This window comes from Arthrobacter gengyunqii, from assembly GCF_023022985.1.
In the GTDB taxonomy this organism is placed as follows: domain Bacteria; phylum Actinomycetota; class Actinomycetes; order Actinomycetales; family Micrococcaceae; genus Arthrobacter_B; species Arthrobacter_B gengyunqii.
Window position 1 is genome coordinate 325,043 of sequence record NZ_CP095461.1, and the last position, 15,508, is coordinate 340,550.

18 protein-coding genes and 1 tRNA gene are annotated in these 15,508 nt (G+C 62.8%); 10 read left to right on the forward strand and 9 right to left on the reverse strand.

The window, feature by feature from the left end; all coding sequences use genetic code 11:
• Positions 1–4 precede the first annotated feature (4 nt).
• From MUG94_RS01600 to MUG94_RS01610, 3 genes are all read right to left on the reverse strand, one after another.
• A complete protein-coding gene (locus MUG94_RS01600; RefSeq protein ID WP_227909088.1) occupies positions 5–1,633 on the reverse strand; it encodes an HNH endonuclease signature motif containing protein in 1,629 nt (542 codons plus the stop codon).
• A 253-nt stretch (positions 1,634–1,886) separates the two neighbouring features.
• Positions 1,887–2,612, reverse strand: a complete 726-nt coding sequence (locus MUG94_RS01605) for a DUF4232 domain-containing protein (protein ID WP_227909087.1) — start codon at positions 2,610–2,612, stop codon at positions 1,887–1,889.
• A gap of 210 nt (positions 2,613–2,822) precedes the next feature.
• The gene (locus MUG94_RS01610) at positions 2,823–3,278 is read right to left on the reverse strand and encodes a 23S rRNA (pseudouridine(1915)-N(3))-methyltransferase RlmH (protein WP_104055784.1); all 456 of its coding nucleotides are present in this window, start codon (positions 3,276–3,278) and stop codon (positions 2,823–2,825) included.
• Between the two features lie 78 nt (positions 3,279–3,356).
• Here MUG94_RS01610 and MUG94_RS01615 point away from each other — a divergent pair, with 78 nt between their 5' ends.
• The 3 genes from MUG94_RS01615 (at position 3,357) to MUG94_RS01625 (ending at position 5,691) form a co-directional block, all read left to right on the forward strand.
• Positions 3,357–4,235: a patatin-like phospholipase family protein gene (locus tag MUG94_RS01615; RefSeq protein ID WP_227909086.1), complete on the forward strand. Its 879-nt coding sequence runs from the start codon at positions 3,357–3,359 to the stop codon at positions 4,233–4,235.
• A 112-nt stretch (positions 4,236–4,347) separates the two neighbouring features.
• Entirely contained in the window at positions 4,348–5,178 is an 831-nt protein-coding gene (locus MUG94_RS01620) for a GAF and ANTAR domain-containing protein (RefSeq protein ID WP_227909085.1), read from the forward strand.
• 87 nt (positions 5,179–5,265) lie between these two features.
• Positions 5,266–5,691, forward strand: a complete 426-nt coding sequence (locus tag MUG94_RS01625) for a DsrE family protein (RefSeq protein WP_227909084.1) — start codon at positions 5,266–5,268, stop codon at positions 5,689–5,691.
• Positions 5,692–5,747: 56 nt separating this feature from the next.
• Here the strand turns inward: MUG94_RS01625 and MUG94_RS01630 are convergent, their stop codons facing one another.
• Positions 5,748–6,080, reverse strand: a complete 333-nt coding sequence (locus MUG94_RS01630; RefSeq protein ID WP_227909083.1) for a DUF1905 domain-containing protein — start codon at positions 6,078–6,080, stop codon at positions 5,748–5,750.
• Between the two features lie 145 nt (positions 6,081–6,225).
• Here MUG94_RS01630 and MUG94_RS01635 point away from each other — a divergent pair, with 145 nt between their 5' ends.
• A complete protein-coding gene (locus MUG94_RS01635) occupies positions 6,226–7,245 on the forward strand; it encodes a DUF808 domain-containing protein (RefSeq protein ID WP_227909082.1) in 1,020 nt (339 codons plus the stop codon).
• A gap of 13 nt (positions 7,246–7,258) precedes the next feature.
• Here MUG94_RS01635 and MUG94_RS01640 read toward each other — a convergent pair whose 3' ends face one another.
• Entirely contained in the window at positions 7,259–8,224 is a 966-nt protein-coding gene (locus tag MUG94_RS01640) for an IS481 family transposase (protein ID WP_247098827.1), read from the reverse strand.
• A 357-nt stretch (positions 8,225–8,581) separates the two neighbouring features.
• Between MUG94_RS01640 and MUG94_RS01645 the strand changes: the two genes are divergently transcribed.
• Complete coding sequence (locus MUG94_RS01645) at positions 8,582–9,577, forward strand: HNH endonuclease (protein WP_227909254.1); 996 nt, start codon at positions 8,582–8,584, stop codon at positions 9,575–9,577.
• A gap of 240 nt (positions 9,578–9,817) precedes the next feature.
• Positions 9,818–9,997 carry a hypothetical protein gene (locus MUG94_RS01650; RefSeq protein ID WP_227909253.1) on the forward strand — a complete coding sequence of 60 codons (180 nt, stop codon included), beginning with the start codon at positions 9,818–9,820 and terminating at the stop codon, positions 9,995–9,997.
• Positions 9,998–10,018: 21 nt separating this feature from the next.
• Here MUG94_RS01650 and MUG94_RS01655 read toward each other — a convergent pair whose 3' ends face one another.
• Complete coding sequence (locus MUG94_RS01655; RefSeq protein ID WP_227909252.1) at positions 10,019–10,624, reverse strand: hypothetical protein; 606 nt, start codon at positions 10,622–10,624, stop codon at positions 10,019–10,021.
• A gap of 123 nt (positions 10,625–10,747) precedes the next feature.
• On the opposite strand from MUG94_RS01655, the gene MUG94_RS01660 reads away from it, so the two are divergent.
• Genes MUG94_RS01660 through MUG94_RS01670 form a run of 3 tightly spaced genes read left to right on the forward strand, consistent with a single transcriptional unit; the run spans position 10,748 to position 13,169 of the window.
• Positions 10,748–11,443, forward strand: coding sequence for a CDP-alcohol phosphatidyltransferase family protein (locus MUG94_RS01660; protein ID WP_227909251.1), 696 nt, complete (start codon positions 10,748–10,750; stop codon positions 11,441–11,443).
• On the forward strand, positions 11,440–12,180 hold the full coding sequence (locus MUG94_RS01665; protein ID WP_227909250.1) for a lysophospholipid acyltransferase family protein: 741 nt from the start codon (positions 11,440–11,442) through the stop codon (positions 12,178–12,180). Before MUG94_RS01660 ends, MUG94_RS01665 begins: the two co-directional genes overlap by 4 nt.
• Positions 12,177–13,169 carry a phosphatidate cytidylyltransferase gene (locus MUG94_RS01670; RefSeq protein WP_227909249.1) on the forward strand — a complete coding sequence of 331 codons (993 nt, stop codon included), beginning with the start codon at positions 12,177–12,179 and terminating at the stop codon, positions 13,167–13,169. The genes MUG94_RS01665 and MUG94_RS01670 overlap by 4 nt, the downstream gene beginning before the upstream one ends.
• A 73-nt stretch (positions 13,170–13,242) precedes the next feature.
• Here MUG94_RS01670 and MUG94_RS01675 read toward each other — a convergent pair.
• The 3 genes from MUG94_RS01675 to tadA all read right to left on the reverse strand — a co-directional run bounded on the left by MUG94_RS01675 (position 13,243) and on the right by tadA (position 14,423).
• A tRNA-Ser gene (locus MUG94_RS01675) sits at positions 13,243–13,330 on the reverse strand.
• Between the two features lie 74 nt (positions 13,331–13,404).
• Positions 13,405–13,890, reverse strand: coding sequence for a pyridoxamine 5'-phosphate oxidase family protein (locus tag MUG94_RS01680; RefSeq protein WP_227909248.1), 486 nt, complete (start codon positions 13,888–13,890; stop codon positions 13,405–13,407).
• A gap of 62 nt (positions 13,891–13,952) precedes the next feature.
• Positions 13,953–14,423, reverse strand: a complete 471-nt coding sequence (tadA, locus tag MUG94_RS01685) for a tRNA adenosine(34) deaminase TadA (RefSeq protein WP_423724483.1) — start codon at positions 14,421–14,423, stop codon at positions 13,953–13,955.
• A 95-nt stretch (positions 14,424–14,518) separates the two neighbouring features.
• On the opposite strand from tadA, the gene upp reads away from it, so the two are divergent.
• Complete coding sequence (upp, locus tag MUG94_RS01690; protein ID WP_227909247.1) at positions 14,519–15,154, forward strand: uracil phosphoribosyltransferase; 636 nt, start codon at positions 14,519–14,521, stop codon at positions 15,152–15,154.
• Positions 15,155–15,508: the final 354 nt, after the last annotated feature.

Here is a 15,508-nt window from a genome sequence, read left to right on the forward strand (position 1 = left end):
GCTCTCAGATTGCGTGGCTGCGGGCAGGGGGTTCTGCCACCGACGAACGGAAGTACACGTTGCGCAGCGGCACCCGTTCAGGATCCACATACGCCGGCGGAACAAACCAAGGAACGCCGGCTCGTATTCTGATCTGCCAGTTTTCCTTGTGAACCTCATGGTGGTGGTGTGAACACAGCAGGACGCCGTTGTCCGTTGACGTTGGCCCGCCGTGGTTCCAGTAGCGGATGTGGTGAGCTTCGGTCCACGGTCCGGGGATGCTGCAGCCGGGGAAGGCGCATCCTCCGTCCCGGGCGTGCAGGGCCTTACGCATGTGTGGCGGGAACAGGCGCTGTGCCCGTCCCACATCCAGGATCCGTCCCTCGCCGGAGAGCACAACGGGCAGCATCTCCGCGTCGCAGGCGAGCTTGCGCACGGTAGCTGCCGGTGCCGGTCCGGTGAAAGCAAACGATCCCGGACTCGCTGCTTCCTGCTGCTGTTCCGCGAACGCCTTCTTCGGCTGTGCGGCTCGGTTGTCCGCTGCCTCCAAACCTTTGACGACGGACCCGTAGTTGAAGTCCTTCAAGAGCGACGCCGCATCGATTGTGACCATGACCTGGGGCCGCAGTCCGCCGCTGGCGGGAACGCCGCCCGCTGCCAGTGCAGCCTTGGCCAGATCCACCAGTCCGCCAAGGAGCCGCTGGGGACGGGTGCGCCTGTCCAGCCGCGATGACGTTCCCTCGTCGGGTTCACTGCCGTCCGCGTGCCGGGCAAAACCTGGAATTGTTTCCCGGGACCCGCCGCTGCTGAAAGCCGCCGCCGCGTCGGAGTCTGATGCCCGGGGGCCGGCAGCAGCATTCATCAGGGTCAGCAACGTCTCGTGCTGTTCAGCGGTGCAGTAGATGCTGAGATGGTTCAGCCCGTTCTTTTTGCGGCCGGAGAAAACACCCTGGAAACGGCGCAATTCCTCCTCGGTGGGTTCAGCGCCGTCCTGATCCGCCAGCAATACCCACCGGCGGGCGGTTCGGGCGAGAAAGTCAGTGTCGTGCTGGCTCCCTACGGACGCCAGCTCAGTTTCCATGACTTCGGCGGTCTCGGTGCCGCTGCGGTGTCTCACCTGATCCACTGCCTCGGCAATGATGAGCGCGGACATGGACGAGATCTGACCGGCCGCTGCGGCTTCGGCGAGAACAGGCAAAGCGGCGGGAACGGGTTGCCCGCTGCAGCCGGAAGCCGGCAGCAGAACGGAAGCCAGTTTCACACGCCGCTGGGCTTCAGCTCGGCTGATCCTCAGCCGGCAGCGCATGTAGTCCGCAGTGGTGCGGAACTCGGCGCGGGCTTTGCCGGCCGCATGATGAGCGGATGAATCCACCTGGGTCCAGGTGTTGTTCCAAGCGGCAGCTCCTTCGGCAAGTGCACCGGGTGCACTGTCTGCACCGGCTCCGCTCGTTTCGGCACCTGCAGCAACTGGTGGACCCTCTGCCACGAACGGTGCCGCAGCCGGGCCAGCCGAGCCGGTCGAGCCGGTCGAGCCGAAGGCTTCGGCAACCCGGTGCGTATCCAGCGCCCCGGCACAGACGATTTGCAGATAATCCACAGACCGCGCCATGGCTTCCACTTCGGCCGCGAAGTGTGCTGCCTGGCCGATACCCATGAGTCCGGCCGAGCGGACAGATCTGCGGCAAAGAATGCTCAGCGCTTCAGCAGCATCTTCCAGCGACAGCAGGAACCCAGGTGGATGTGTGCACCCACCGGAATCGTCGGAGCCAGCCCGTGCTTCCGGCTGAAGGATTGTTTCCATAAATCAATTTTCCCGCGCCCAGGTTACCGGGCGGGAAAAAGATTCCTCTGTGTGGACAAACTCCCCAACGGTATCGCCTGTGGAGGACGAGTGGCCAGGATGCCGCTTACCGCTTCTGCAGGGCTCCGATGCTCAGCAGCTCTACGTTGGGGTTTTCACAGGCAAGAATCTCATGCGGAATTTCGAGGAATTCAAGGTCTTCCGGAGGGTAGACGAGCAGCTTCGTTGCCTGATGGGGTTCGCATTCCTGACCGTAGTTTTCGGCCCGGGTTTCCTTCAATTCAGCGACAACCGACTGCCCGGGTTCCAGAACAAAAGACCCGCCCGCGGCGGCGTCTTCGCCTGAGCGCACGGCGGCCGCTCCAATTTGATCGTTTGAGGTGTCGTCAACATAGGAGACTCCGGGGAAGCCTGCTGCTGACGTGCAGGGCTCGGATGAGACATTCGTCAGGACCAGTGTGCGGTAGACGCTGCCCGCGGCACCGCCGCCGATGTTCTCCTCGACCTCTCCCGCGAGGTCCGCAGCAGCGCACGCCTCGGGGGCGCTTGTCGCCCCGGCTCCGGTGGAATCGGTGGGGGTGGCTGCCGGAGCACTGGAACCAGGGGATGCGGCTCCGGTTGCATCTGTGGAGGCCCCGGTGCTCGGCGATACTCCGGGAGTCGCCGAGGCCGCGGACGACGACGGCGACGCGGACGACGCGGTTCCCGCGCCCCCGGACCCACAACCGGTTACGACAAGCACCGTGCCAAGGACGGCTGCGGTCAGCGGCCAGTTTCTGCGTGCTGAGAGAGGGTTCCTTGCTGACAACAACTTCCGCGACCGGTTATTCATAGGATCACCTTGTCCGCACGGCGGGTACGGCGTCAATTAGGCGCCGCGGGCGTGGTCACAATGACGCCGCAAACGTTACGCTTTCCGGCCACGGCGCAACGTCGTCGTCAATCCTTCACTCGCCGGCCGTGCGCACACCCGCCGGCCGCGCGCACACCCGCCGACCACGCACTTGCCCGGCCGCGCACGGCCACCGGCCCCAGGGTGCAGCTATTCGTGGTGGTAGGGGCGCCCGCCGGCGATCTCCTGGGCACGGTACACCTGTTCCGCCAGGATCAGGCGGACCAGCTGGTGGGGAAAGACCAGAGGAGACAGCGACCAGATGAAATCAGCGCGGTCGTGCACGCTCTGGTCCACTCCGTAGGCGCCGCCGATAATCAGCGTGACATTGCGGGAATTGTCCAAGGGCTTTTGCAGGGTCTTGGCGAGCGCGGGAGAGGTGATTGCCTTGCCTCGTTCATCCAGCAAAATGACATAGTCGCTGCCCAGCTTGGCCAGCAGCCGCTCAGATTCCTCCTTACGGGCGGCATCTCCTTCCCGTGCGGAATGCGGAATGGAAACCCAGGTCAGATCAAAAGGCTTTTTCAGTCTCTTTTCATAGCGGCGGATCCCGTCCACCACCCAGTCTTCGTGCTTTCGGCCAACCATCAATACGCGCAATGCCATGCCTCCATTGAATACCTCGGGCCGCAGCAGGAAAAAACGGGTGGCAGTACTCACATGTCCCGGGCTTAGACTGCCCGCATGACAACCACGAGCGAAACACGGGCAATAGTTCTGGGCGGCGGGGGAGTGGCCGGCATCGCCTGGCAGATCGGCGTCCTGGCCACCCTGCTGGAGCACGGCATCGAATTGAACGACGCCGACCTGGTGGTGGGAACGTCCGCCGGCTCCGTCGTCGGCGCGTCCCTGCGGTTTGGCGTGCTGCGCGAGGCACTTGTGGCCCAGCTGCAGCAAAACGAACCGGAAGAAAACGCGGCAGGGCAGGGTGAATTGCCCCATTTCAGCGTTGAAGAGTTCATGAACATGATGGGGACGGCCGCCCGCGGATCCGGCGGGGAGCAGGAAGCCCGTGCCCGGATCGGCAAAACGGCGCTCGCCGCCGGCGAGGGACTTTCCGAAACCCGGTGGGTGGACACCATTCGATCCCTGCTTCCGGCTCCCTCATGGCCGTCCGGTCTGTTGCAAGTGACAGCGGTCAATGCGGACGACGGCGCGTTTCGGGTTTTCGATGCCTCCTCCGGGGCCGAGCTCGCCCAGGCTGTCGCGGCAAGCTGCAGTGTGCCCGGTGCCTGGCCGCCGGTGCGGATTGGCGGCGTCCCCTATATGGATGGCGGAATGCGCTCCGCCTCGAATGCGGACCTTGCCGCCGGATACGACAAGGTGCTGGTCCTTTCCTGCGCACCGGAGGCTCCGGACAGCCCCTTCGGCCCCACTCTGCCTCAAGCGTTGAAGCGCCTGTCGGGTTCTGCTGACACATTTTTGCTTGAGGCTGATGCGGTCAGCCTGTCAGCTTTTGGAACCAATCTGCTGCTCTCGTCCACCCGCCGCCCGTCAGCATTGGCCGGGCAGGAACAGGGCGCCGGAGTGGTGGACGCCGTGAAGGTTTTCTGGGGCGTCTGATTGCCCCTCTGCGGGATTTGTCCGCTAAGGATCGGCACAAGGTTTCACGCGGTGCTCTAATGGAAAAGGCGCACGGCCCACCCCCCCCCCCAAAAAAACGGAAATTGGTGACATGTCCAGCGACAATTTTTCTGCCCGGCTCCCTTCTGCAGGGGACGGGAGCAAACATTCTGCCGCAGAAACAACAGAACTGATCGATGCCGCGCGGGCAGCACAGGCCGAGACTGGAAAAGATTACTCCGGCCTGTTGCAGGACATGCTCCTGGAAACAAGCGACGTGGAGGGTTTTCTCGAGGATCTGACCCGCCTGACCGTTGACACCCTGGCCGCTCCCGGGCAGGAGCTGTTTTCCGGTGTCACGCTTCTGCGGCCGGGCAGCGCCGGCACGGTGGCCAGTGACAGCGAGGAGTCCCGGCGCATGGATGAGGTCCAGTACCGGTTCGGCACCGGTCCCTGCTTGGAAGCAGCCCGCACCAACAGCACGGTTGTAGTGCGAGACATCACCACGGACCCGAGGTGGGACGAGTACGCCAAAGCGATCGCCGGATATGGCCTGAAATCGATTCTGGGCGTTCCAATTCCCCTGGACAATGACGCCCGGTGCGGACTGAACGTGTATGCGCGGGAACCGGATGCCTTCACCGACGAGATGATCCGCGCCGCTGAAGAGTTTGCCCGCGGCGCCTCCAAATCCCTGCGGCTCGCTATGCGCATTACCCAGCTGGACGAGAGCAGGGAAAACCTCAAAGCAGCCATGGGGTCACGCACCACGATCGACCTGGCCGTGGGAATCATCATGGCCCAAAACAGGTGCAGCCAGGAGGCCGCCATCGGTATCCTCAAAGCGGCTTCGAGTGCGCGGAACGTAAAACTGCGCGACATTGCCGCCTCCGTTGTTGCCTCAGTGGGCGAGAAAGAGCCGAAGACGCACTTCGTCGACTAAGAGCGCAGCGCGCAGTTCGACGACGGCGGCCGACGACGGCGGCCGCGGCCCCTGTCCCATGCCGGCGTGCCGGAGGACACTGAAAAGATGGAACTTTCAGACAGGGAAACCGGCGGAACTTCCTCGGAACCTGAGACGCGGATCGATGTCGCTGCCCGGACGGATGATGCGCTGCCGGGCCTGGTGATGCACGGCTTTGGGCCCGACAGCGGAACATGGCTGGCCGGTGTGCTCCGCAGCGCAGGAAACTCACGCCGTGCACTGGGCCCCGACAGGAGAGTCGAGGTGGTGGTTCAAGGGTTTGGGGTGCGGCTCCTTCGTTCGGGCATAGGAAATGAGAGCGCCCTCGACGGAGCCCTGTCGCAAGACATTCACGTCCTGGCCTGCCGGAACAGCATGACCCATGCCGCAGTCCAGACGGATGAACTGCACCGTGGTGTGGAAACCGTGGATGCCGCCGTCGCGCACCTGGCACGCAGGCAATGGGAAGGCTGGGCCTACGTTCGCCTGTGACCAGGACGGTGCCAGATTCAACACCGCGGCGGAAACCGGCTGTCCGTAGTTGATGGTCAAGCAGGTTTCGTGTTGCCGGGGGCGGTGGCGGCCCGGCCTCCGCGGGTAGCCACGCTCATTCCAACCGCCACCCTGGCGCCGTCGTCTATGCGTTCCTTGAGCCGAACGTCCTTCCGCAGCGGCAGGGCATACCCGCCGCTGCGCGGAAGCAGCGAAGTCTCCCACTCGGTGGTCCCGATCCGGACACAGACAGGAATGGCGCCCCACCCATAGGTGGCTGCCGCAGCTTGGGCACGGACGTAGTCAGCCGCGTCTTCAGGCAGCAACAGCCAGTAGAACGGCGCCGGCCCGCGCCACTCGAACACCTCGGCGCAAAATGTTGTGTCCACATCGTCGAAGGTAGCCCGAGCGGCACAGGCAACGGAATAGCCGGAGTGAAAGCCCGGCAACCTATAATTTTGATATGCAAAATCCACGCCTCAAGGGCGACATCCAGAAGCAGATGACTGCCCCGCACCAGCACGGAGTCCGGCTGTGAGCGGGGGACTCGTCGCCCTGCTGGACGACGTCGCCGCCCTGGCACGCATCGCCGCCGCCTCGGTCGACGACATCGCTGCCGGAGCCGCGAAGGCGGGAGCCAAAGCTGCCGGCGTCGTGATTGACGATGCCGCCGTGACACCGCAGTACGTGTCCGGTGCCGACCCGTCCCGTGAACTGCCCATGATCAAGCGCATCTTCTGGGGCTCGCTCCGGAACAAGCTGTTGATCATCCTGCCCGCCCTGCTGCTCATCAGCGCCTTCATTCCCGCCGTGATCCCGTTCATCCTCATGCTGGGCGGCACGTACCTCTGCTACGAGGGTGCCGAAAAGGTCTGGCACAAGTTCTTCGGCCATCACGAGGCCAAAGAGGCGCCGGCGGTGGAGCGGGGTCCCGACGCGGAGTCCAAGGTGGTCAAGGGTGCCATCACCACCGACTTCATCCTGTCCTGCGAGATCATGGTCATTTCCATGAATGAGGTAGCAGACGCCTCCATCTGGGTGCGCGCGGTAATCCTGGTGGTCGTGGCCATCGCGATCACTGTGCTCGTCTACGGGGCCGTTGGACTGATCGTCAAGATGGACGACATCGGCCTGCATCTGACCAAAAAGGAGTCCGCCGGTTCCAAACGCTTCGGCGCCCTGCTGGTGAAGGGAATGCCTGCCGTGCTGGCTGCCATCACCTTCATTGGCACGATCGCCATGCTCTGGGTCGGCGGACACATCATGCTGGTGGGGGTCTCCGACCTCGGATGGCATGCCCCGTATGACCTGGTCCACGCCCTGGAGCATCCCGTCGCCGGGCTCGCGGTTGTGGGCGGCCTCCTGGGCTGGCTCGTGAACACGCTCTGCTCAGCTGTCATCGGACTGGCCTGGGGCCTGATTGTCATGGCTGTCCTGCACCCCCTGATGAAGGTGCTCCCGTTCGGCAAGAAGAAGGACGGGCACGAAACCGGTGACACCCGGGCGGCGATCGCCGGGCACCGGCCAGAGAAACCGGACACCGACGCCGGCTAGGTGTACCCGGCCATTAGGTTGGTAGCAGGCGGCTGATGGGTGGTTTGCCTCCGAGTGCGCTGTGGCGTCGTTCATTGTTGTAGTGCTCGAGCCATGGCGCAAGTGCCGCTGCCCGCTCGTCGTTGCTGGTGAAGATCCGTCGGTAGGCCCATTCGGTGGCCAGGGTGCGGTTCAGGCGCTCCACCTTGCCGTTCTGCCAGGGGCAGTGCGGTTTGATGAACTTCTGCGTGATGCCGTAGGCGGCGCAGAGATCACGCAGCGAGTAGCGGTAGGCCCAGGCGTTGTCGGTCATCAAGCGCTCGATCCGTGTGATGCCGTGTGAAGCGAAGTAGGTGATGGCCCGTTCCAGGAACCCCGCGCAGGTGTTTCCTTTCTCGTCGGGCAGGATCTCGCTGTAGGCCAGCCGGGAGTGATCATCGATCACGGAGTGGACGTAGTCGTAGCCGACTTTGATCTGCTTGCGCGCGTTCGTGGAACCCATCTGCCGCCCGTGGGCCTTCCAGCCGCCGCCGTCGGGGATCTTGCCGAGCTTTTTGACGTCCATGTGCACCAGCTCGCCGGGCCGTTCGCGCTCGTACCGCACCGCAGTGGCCTTCGATGAGCGGATCACCTCTCCGGTGATCGGGTCGCAGTCACGCAGGAAGGCCGTGCCATGGCGGCGAAGGATCCGGGATACCGTTCGCGCCGGGACGCCCAGCATCGGTCCGAGCACGTCGGGCCCGGCGCGATGCTCAGCGCGCGCGGAGAGGACCTTCTGCTCAGTGTCGGTGCTGGTGCGCGTTGGCATCGTGTGCGGCCGGGAGGATCGTGTGGCCAGCCCTGCTTCGCCTTCAGCGTCGTAGCGGTCGATCCAGGTCTTCACGCACTTGCGTGAGACACCCATAGCGGCCGCGATATGGGCCTGTTTCCAGCCAGACTGGTGGCGATGGACGATCAGCAGCCGGCCATAAACGGTCAAACGGGCATTACTGTGGGACACGAGAACCTCCGGGTTGGAGTGGGCCTTTGACAAGCCACATCCCATCCGGAGGTTCTCCTTCGTTCAACCAGACACGCCGTTACCAACGTCCTGGCCGGGTACAGCTAGGGAGTTGCTGGGGATCCAGTGGTCACCCGTCCACAAAATGCCGTTCCCTCCTGAGCCGTCCGCGAACGTTCCCTGCAGACTCAGCGGGGTCGAAGCCTGAGAGGGATGCGAACGATGAGAAAGCGGAGGATCCGTACCGTGTAGTCAAGCCTGCGGGGACAACCGCTCAGCAGGGACAGGGGCGTGTCGGAGGCCCTCGCTAAACTTAACCTCGAAAAGTCTGACCGTTACTCTACTAGGGGAAATCCTATGCCCAAGTGGCTCTTCGTCACGCTGCTAATTGCAGTCCCAATACTACTCACGCCGGTGATGGGCGGCTTCGGCTTCCTTTTCGGCCTGGTGATGGTGCCGATCGCAAATGCAGTCATCTGGAACGTGCGAAAGAACCGGTACTTTGAGTCGGAGCAGTTCCAGTCCTTACGTACGAAGGTCACATCTGTTGTTGCCGAACACAACGACGTGGTCAATTACGTGGCAGAGATTCGAGATGAGGGTGCATTCGAGCTGGGGGCTTCTTCCACCGGACGATACGCACATCTGGCGAACTTCGAAAACACTTCTGCATGGAACAACCGTCGCGACCGCAACGTCGCAGAATATGCGCCGCACGTCCACAACGCTTCACTGCAAGTCGTGCGCAACGCGAGCGTGGAGCCGATCAAGTACCTCATGAAGTACTTCGAGATCAGAGCGGACCAGGGAACGCTAGCCGACGTCCAGCGTGTCGCTCAGGACGTCTCCAAACTCGAAGAGGCGGTGGACAACGTACGGAAGCGGGAGGCTGAAATCGTTGCAATGATCAATCCGCCTGCATTCATTCTCAAGCGTTACTCCGAGGAGTTCTGGAGCCTGGTAGGCGTTCACCTTTCGCCTATTACGGTGCCCTACCCTCAATACAAGTTTCAGTACACCTCAGCGGGCGGCAATACCGGTCAGACGGTTGATATTAAGTTGGACACTCCCACGCTCGATGCCCTGTCCGAGACCCTCGTCGAAAAGATTCGATGGGCAAAGTCTGCGGCCGGTCAGCGTGCCCTTATGACAGCGCGCTTGCGGGGCTGGATTAAGGATCGAGATCGCCACACTTGCGTGCAGTGCGGGGTTTCGGTTTCAGCTGAGCCGCACCTGTTGCTCGAGGTCGATCACATCATTCCTGTGTCCAGGGGAGGCCTCAGCGAGCCGGACAACCTCCAAACATTGTGCTGGCGGTGCAATCGCACCAAGGGCGCGAAGATGCCTGCCTAGCCCCCTCTAGACGTCGACGGTGTCTCCCCACACGAGCACGGATCAGCTCCACAAATAGATGTGGTTCAGCACCGACGGCGGAGCGGACCCGGAGGCCTCGGTTCCCTTGGTTTCCAGGGGAACCGGGGCCTCCTCGAACTGCGGTGAGGGTGGGATTCTAGGGTGCGCTGCGCGAACCGGTTAGTAATTGACCGATTCTGCGGCCGGCTATGGGTCGTGTTCTTTTCGAAGGACTGTGCGTTGGAAATCGGTGAAGAAAACCCGATTATTAGGGCATTCGCGATCCTGGTGGTCATGTCTGTCTTGGCGCCGTTGAAGAAGGTCCTGCCGTTCGGCGAAAAGAAGGAGCGGCATGAGCCCGGTGACCCTCGCGCCGCACTCGCCGGCCACCGGGCGAAACCGGACACCGACGCAGGATAGGGAGTTCGAGGCGGAAGGCCTCTAGGCCGAGGTTGACCCGCGGCGGGCCTTCAGCGGAATGAAGACCGCGTAGAACGCACCCCAGCAGATCCAGAACACGGTCGAGATGCGCCGTTCGGACATTCCAGGGAACCAGCGACGGCCCAGGGCGGCAATCCCGGAGACTGCCACTGTCACCAGAAGGAACCGGATCATTCGGCCGGGCACACTCCAGGCAAGAAACGTTCCGAGCGAGGTCCGCTGCAGCCCGGCTGCCCGCGCATAGAGCTTGTACGGGACTCCGCGGGTGGGTCCCCGCAGCAAAGAAGCGGCCCCGGACTCGGCGATCTCCTGCTCCACCTCGCTGATCATGGCATCCGTGACCGCAGGAACTTTCACCAATGCCTTACGCGAAGTGTTTGACGCTACCTTGCGGCCCCACCAGTAGGTCAGTGCCCCTCCGGCTATTGCGCCGCCGAGGGCTGAGACGGTGGTGCCTAGCGCGCGTTTCGGTCGGCGCAGCCCCACCCAAGACGTCCACACATCGGGGACCACAAAGAAGAACGTCGCTTCTGCGAAGCCCCAGACGCCGGCGATTCCGTGGTCCTGCAGGGCGGACCTGTTGGCTGATTTGCGTCGAGCGCTCATGTTCACACTGTAATGAATAGTGAATTCGAACCACGGGATTGATTGCGCGTTGCTGCCGGTTCCGCCGCCTGGCCCGCACTAGCCTATGAGCTACGCATAGGGCCAAATGAATGGAAACTCCACGTGAGCCAAGGAACGGACAGGCGGAAAATTCCGCAGCGAAGCAGCCGGTGGGCGGCAAAATCTGCAGATATTCTTGCGGCCGCGAAACTCACCCCCAATCAGATCTCGGTCGGTTCAGTGGTGTTCGCCGCAGCGGGCGCCGCTGCGCTTATCTGGTCGGCGCATGTTGACGACGCCATAATTCGTGCTGTCCTTCTGGCCGCGGCTGCTGCCTGCATACCGCTGCGTTTGTTGTTGAACATGCTCGACGGAATGCTGGCCGTGGAAAAGGGTATGAGCTCACCGGTGGGCGATATCTACAATGAACTGCCTGATCGGATCTCCGATGTGCTGTTCCTAGGGGCAGCAGGCATCGCCACTGCCGGGCTGGTGACCGCCGACCGAGTTGATTTCGGGGTGACGCTGGGATTCGTTGCGGCGATACTCGCCGTACTCACCGCCTACATCCGCTGCCTCGGAGCAGCCCTCGGCACGGGAAACTTCTTCGACGGTCCCTTGGCCAAACCGCAACGCATGTGGTTGCTGATGGTCGGCGTCTTGGTGGGCATCGCCGAACCCTGGCTTCCCTGGTCGGAAGGGTGGGTCCTGTTCGGCACTCTGGCGCTCATCGCTTTAGGCTCCCTGCTCACCTGTGCTCGCCGATTGCGCCGTGTCAGCGCTGCGCTGCGCGCCCGCGGCACGGCCCTGCCATCATGAACGTCGGCAGAGCCTCCCGGCGCAGCCTCGCGAAACTTATCAGTGCCTTCGCCGGTGCGCGCGTGGTGACTGCAGCCGGAGAATCCGAACTGGATCTACCCGAGCAGGCCATCTATTACGCGAACCATTCGAGCCATCTGGACTTCCTCACCATTTGGGCCGCACTGCCGGCAGGGCTTCAGCAACGCGCCCGCCCGGTGGCTGCCAAGGACTACTGGGGCTCCGGGGTGCGTAAGGCTTTCGCCGAACAGATCTTCAATGCCTATTTGGTCGAACGCCACGGCTCCAGCAGCCATCGGCAGCGCACGTCGGACTCGGGGGTCAGCCCCAAGGGCCAGGTGGAGGGCATGGCTGAGGTGCTGGCCGCGGGGGATTCGCTGATTATCTTCCCTGAAGGCACTCGCGGCGACGGCGAAACGATCGCCCAGTTTCACGGCGGACTATACAAACTGGCTCGTCTCCACCCGGAGGTACCGGTGGTCCCCGTGACGCTCGCCAACCTCGGAAGGATCCTCCCCAAAGGAGAGAGGATCCCTGTGCCGCACCTGTCGACTGTCATCTTCTGCGAGCCCCTCCATCTGGCTCCCGATGAGGACAAGTCGACGTTCCTGGCCCGCGCCCGGCAGGTTCTCGTGGAAGGCCTGGCTAAGCATCAAGGCCCGCAATCTGCAGATACGGCCAGACAGGACGACGGCGGCTCGGCCCCTCGTAGCCATCCCGGGCAGGACAACCTGTGAGCGACTGGGAACTGGGTTTGTTGGACTCGTCGTCCCTGAAACTCCTTGGCGGCGTCGTCGTTGTTCTAGTTGTAGCCACCGTGATCGCATGGCTTCTGGGCCGCCGATTGGGCCCCATGAGCACCATTGTGAACCTGAAGCAGCGCATCAACGCCTGGTGGTTGATGGTCGCACTGATAGGCGCTGTCTTGGCAGCCGGCGAGACGGTGACGATTGTGCTGTTTCTGCTGCTGTCACTTCTGGCACTGCGCGAGTTCATCACCATTTCTCCGACCGGCCGTGGAGATCACAAAGTGCTTGTGTGGCTGGTGTTCATCATTCCGGCGGTGCACTACTGGTTCCTGTGGGAGCACTGGTATGGCATGTTCAGTGTGTTCATCCCGGTGTACGCCTTCCTCTTCCTGCCGACGCGCAATGCACTCGCCGGGCAGACCGCCGGGTTCCTGCAGCGAACCGCGGCTATTCAGTGGGCGCTGATGGTATGCGTCTATGCCTTGAGCTACGCCCCGGCGCTCCTGCAGCTTCCGTTAGCCATGGAGGCAGGCCGGGATGCGGCCGAAGGTTCGGCGCCCGGGACCGGTGGGGCTACCGGCGCGCATCTGCTGCTGTTCCTGCTGATCGTGGTGCAGGGCTCCGATGTGCTGCAGTATGTGTGGGGCAAAACGCTCGGAAGGCACCCGATCGCGCCGAGCGTGAGTCCCAACAAGACGTGGGAAGGTTTCATCGGGGGAGTGCTTTCGGCCACCGCGCTGGGGGCTGCCCTATGGTGGATCACACCGTTCAACCCGTTGATGGCCGCGCTCCTGGCCCTCATCTCCTGTGTGATGGGTTTCGCCGGAGGGCTGGTGATGTCCGCCATCAAGCGTGACCGCGGCATCAAGGACTTCGGCTCCACCATCCCCGGTCACGGCGGCATCATGGACCGCCTCGACTCGCTCTGCTTCGCGGCACCGGTCTTCTTCCACGCCGTGCGGTTCTTCTACACCTGACGGTGGGAGGCCCGGGGCGTTCAGATGCACCCTGAAAATGCAGAAAACCCCCGGTTTCCCGGGGGTTTTCATCTGGCGGTGACGGTGGGATTTGAACCCACGTTGGCTTTCACCAAACAACATTTCGAGTGTTGCACCTTCGGCCGCTCGGACACGTCACCATCGCGTCAACATTACCGGGTCGGAGGCCAATGCCCCAAAACGGCCGGGTTCGCAGTCCGGGCGGTCACCGAAACTAGAGGTCGACGACGTCGTTCTTGCCGATGTTGGGGGTGTCACCGGTGACGGCGCTCTTGGCAATCTTGAACATGGTGGCCACCCGGGGTTCGTCCGTGGCCCAGTATTCAGCGGTGTCAGTATCCACCTTGATCAGTGCAATCGACGGGTCCTCGCGCCCCTCGTCGAACCACGCGGCAACCGGAGACTTCCACAGCTCCTCGATCTTGCCCTCGTCCTTGGTGATGGTGGCCTTGCCGCTGATGGACAGGTAGCCCTTGGAATCATGCACCGAAACATTCACGTTCGGGTTGGCCCGGATCTCGTCCGCCTTGGGGGAGGGATCCTGGGTGAAGAACCACAGGTTGCCGTCGGAATCCGTTTCCTGCAACTGAAGCGGCCGACTGACCAACTTCCCGCTCAGGTCCTCGGTGGTCAGCTGTGCAATATCGGCGTGCTCGAGAATCTTGACGACTGTATCCAGTCCGTCCTGGTCTGAACTCATAACTGAACTCCTTGGGATATCGGGTTCTGAGTTAGTAAGCCTACGTATGAATCCCGCAGCTGTCAGCCTGATCGCCGAGAGCCGAAAAAGTCAGTGAGCAACTTGGCGCACTCCGCCTCGCGGACCTCCGGGAAGACCTCCACCCAATGATTCAGCCGGCGTTCGCGGAGAATATCGAACACTGACCCGGCAGCCCCGGCCTTCTCATCCCAGGCGCCGAACACCACCTTCGGGATACGCGCCAGGACAATCGCCCCGGCACACATCGCGCACGGCTCCAGGGTGACCACCAGGGTGCACCCCTCCAACCGCCATTCCCCGACGGCGGCAGCCGCCTCGCGGATAGCCACCACTTCCGCGTGGGCGGTCGGGTCGCCCGTGGCCTCGCGTTCATTGCGGCCGGTGCCGATCACGGTTCCGTCAGGACCGACGACGACGGCGCCGATCGGCACGTCCTGCGTCGCCAGGGCGCCGCGCGCCTCCGTCAGGGCAAGATCCATCCAGGACTCGTGCTGTTCGGTGGGTGGCATCATGGTCCTATCTTCCCGCAGTTGCGGCCGGGCCCGGGAAGAGGGATGGGTGCCTGCACCGCAGGGGAGACTCGGGCTGCGAGTGGTATTTTTGAAGCATGCGCGTACTTGTAGTGGATCACCCCCTAGTTGCCCACAAACTCACCGTTCTCCGCGACAAGGACACCCCTTCACCGGTGTTCCGTCAGCTCACGGAAGAACTCGTCACCCTCCTGGCCTACGAAGCCACCCGCAACGTCCGCGTTGAGCCCGTTCAGATCGAGACGCCGGTCACTTCCGCCGTCGGCACCGGACTGGTTAAGCCGACTCCGCTGGTGGTGCCCATCCTGCGGGCAGGCCTCGGAATGCTGGAAGGCATGACCCGCCTGGTTCCCACGGCTGAGGTCGGCTTCCTGGGCATGGCCCGCAATGAGGAAACCCTCGAAGCGATCACGTACGCGGAGCGGCTCCCGGATGACCTCACCGGCCGTCAGGTATTCGTCCTGGACCCCATGCTGGCCACCGGCGGGACCCTGCGTGAGGCCATCAAGTTCCTGTTCAAGCGCGGAGCAGCAGACATCACGTGCATCTGCCTGCTGGCTGCCCCTGAAGGGCTTGAAGTGCTGAAGAAGGAACTGACCGACGCTAACGTGACCATCGTGCTGGCCTCGATCGATGAGCGGTTGGATGAAAAGTCCTACATCGTGCCGGGTCTGGGCGATGCCGGGGACCGGTTATACGGCGTCGTAGACTAACAACCCGTTCGGCGGACGCCGAAACCCTGCCGGCAGAAGTGTCCACTATGCGGACATCCGCTGGAATGCTTGACTCGCACCCGTTTATAACCTCGCTTATGAACGGGTGCGTTTATTTTGCCCAAAAAGAGCGCCTAACCAGCCACACAGCCGCAGTCCGGCACCGGCAGCGCGACGCGTATCACTTCTTCCCGCGCGCCGATTCCGTGAAGTGGGTCACATTTAGTCCCAAACCGTCCATATAGTGAGACAAGTGCCGCATTGTTACTTGCGCTACACCCTTTGTTACATGCAATAATCCGTAATGTGAACATCCACACGGCAGCACCTGTCGCAGTCCTTCTCAACGGTTCC

Coding starts and splice junctions, on each gene's coding strand:
- MUG94_RS01600 (WP_227909088.1), bottom strand. CDS start 1,633: ATGGGTATCGGCCAGGCAGCACACTTCGCGGCCGAAGTGGAAGCCATG.
- MUG94_RS01605 (WP_227909087.1), bottom strand. CDS start 2,612: ATGAATAACCGGTCGCGGAAGTTGTTGTCAGCAAGGAACCCTCTCTCA.
- MUG94_RS01610 (WP_104055784.1), bottom strand. CDS start 3,278: ATGGCATTGCGCGTATTGATGGTTGGCCGAAAGCACGAAGACTGGGTG.
- MUG94_RS01615 (WP_227909086.1), top strand. CDS start 3,357: ATGACAACCACGAGCGAAACACGGGCAATAGTTCTGGGCGGCGGGGGA.
- MUG94_RS01620 (WP_227909085.1), top strand. CDS start 4,348: ATGTCCAGCGACAATTTTTCTGCCCGGCTCCCTTCTGCAGGGGACGGG.
- MUG94_RS01625 (WP_227909084.1), top strand. CDS start 5,266: ATGGAACTTTCAGACAGGGAAACCGGCGGAACTTCCTCGGAACCTGAG.
- MUG94_RS01645 (WP_227909254.1), top strand. CDS start 8,582: ATGCCCAAGTGGCTCTTCGTCACGCTGCTAATTGCAGTCCCAATACTA.
- MUG94_RS01655 (WP_227909252.1), bottom strand. CDS start 10,624: ATGAGCGCTCGACGCAAATCAGCCAACAGGTCCGCCCTGCAGGACCAC.
- MUG94_RS01665 (WP_227909250.1), top strand. CDS start 11,440: ATGAACGTCGGCAGAGCCTCCCGGCGCAGCCTCGCGAAACTTATCAGT.
- MUG94_RS01680 (WP_227909248.1), bottom strand. CDS start 13,890: ATGAGTTCAGACCAGGACGGACTGGATACAGTCGTCAAGATTCTCGAG.
- tadA (WP_423724483.1), bottom strand. CDS start 14,423: ATGATGCCACCCACCGAACAGCACGAGTCCTGGATGGATCTTGCCCTG.
- upp (WP_227909247.1), top strand. CDS start 14,519: ATGCGCGTACTTGTAGTGGATCACCCCCTAGTTGCCCACAAACTCACC.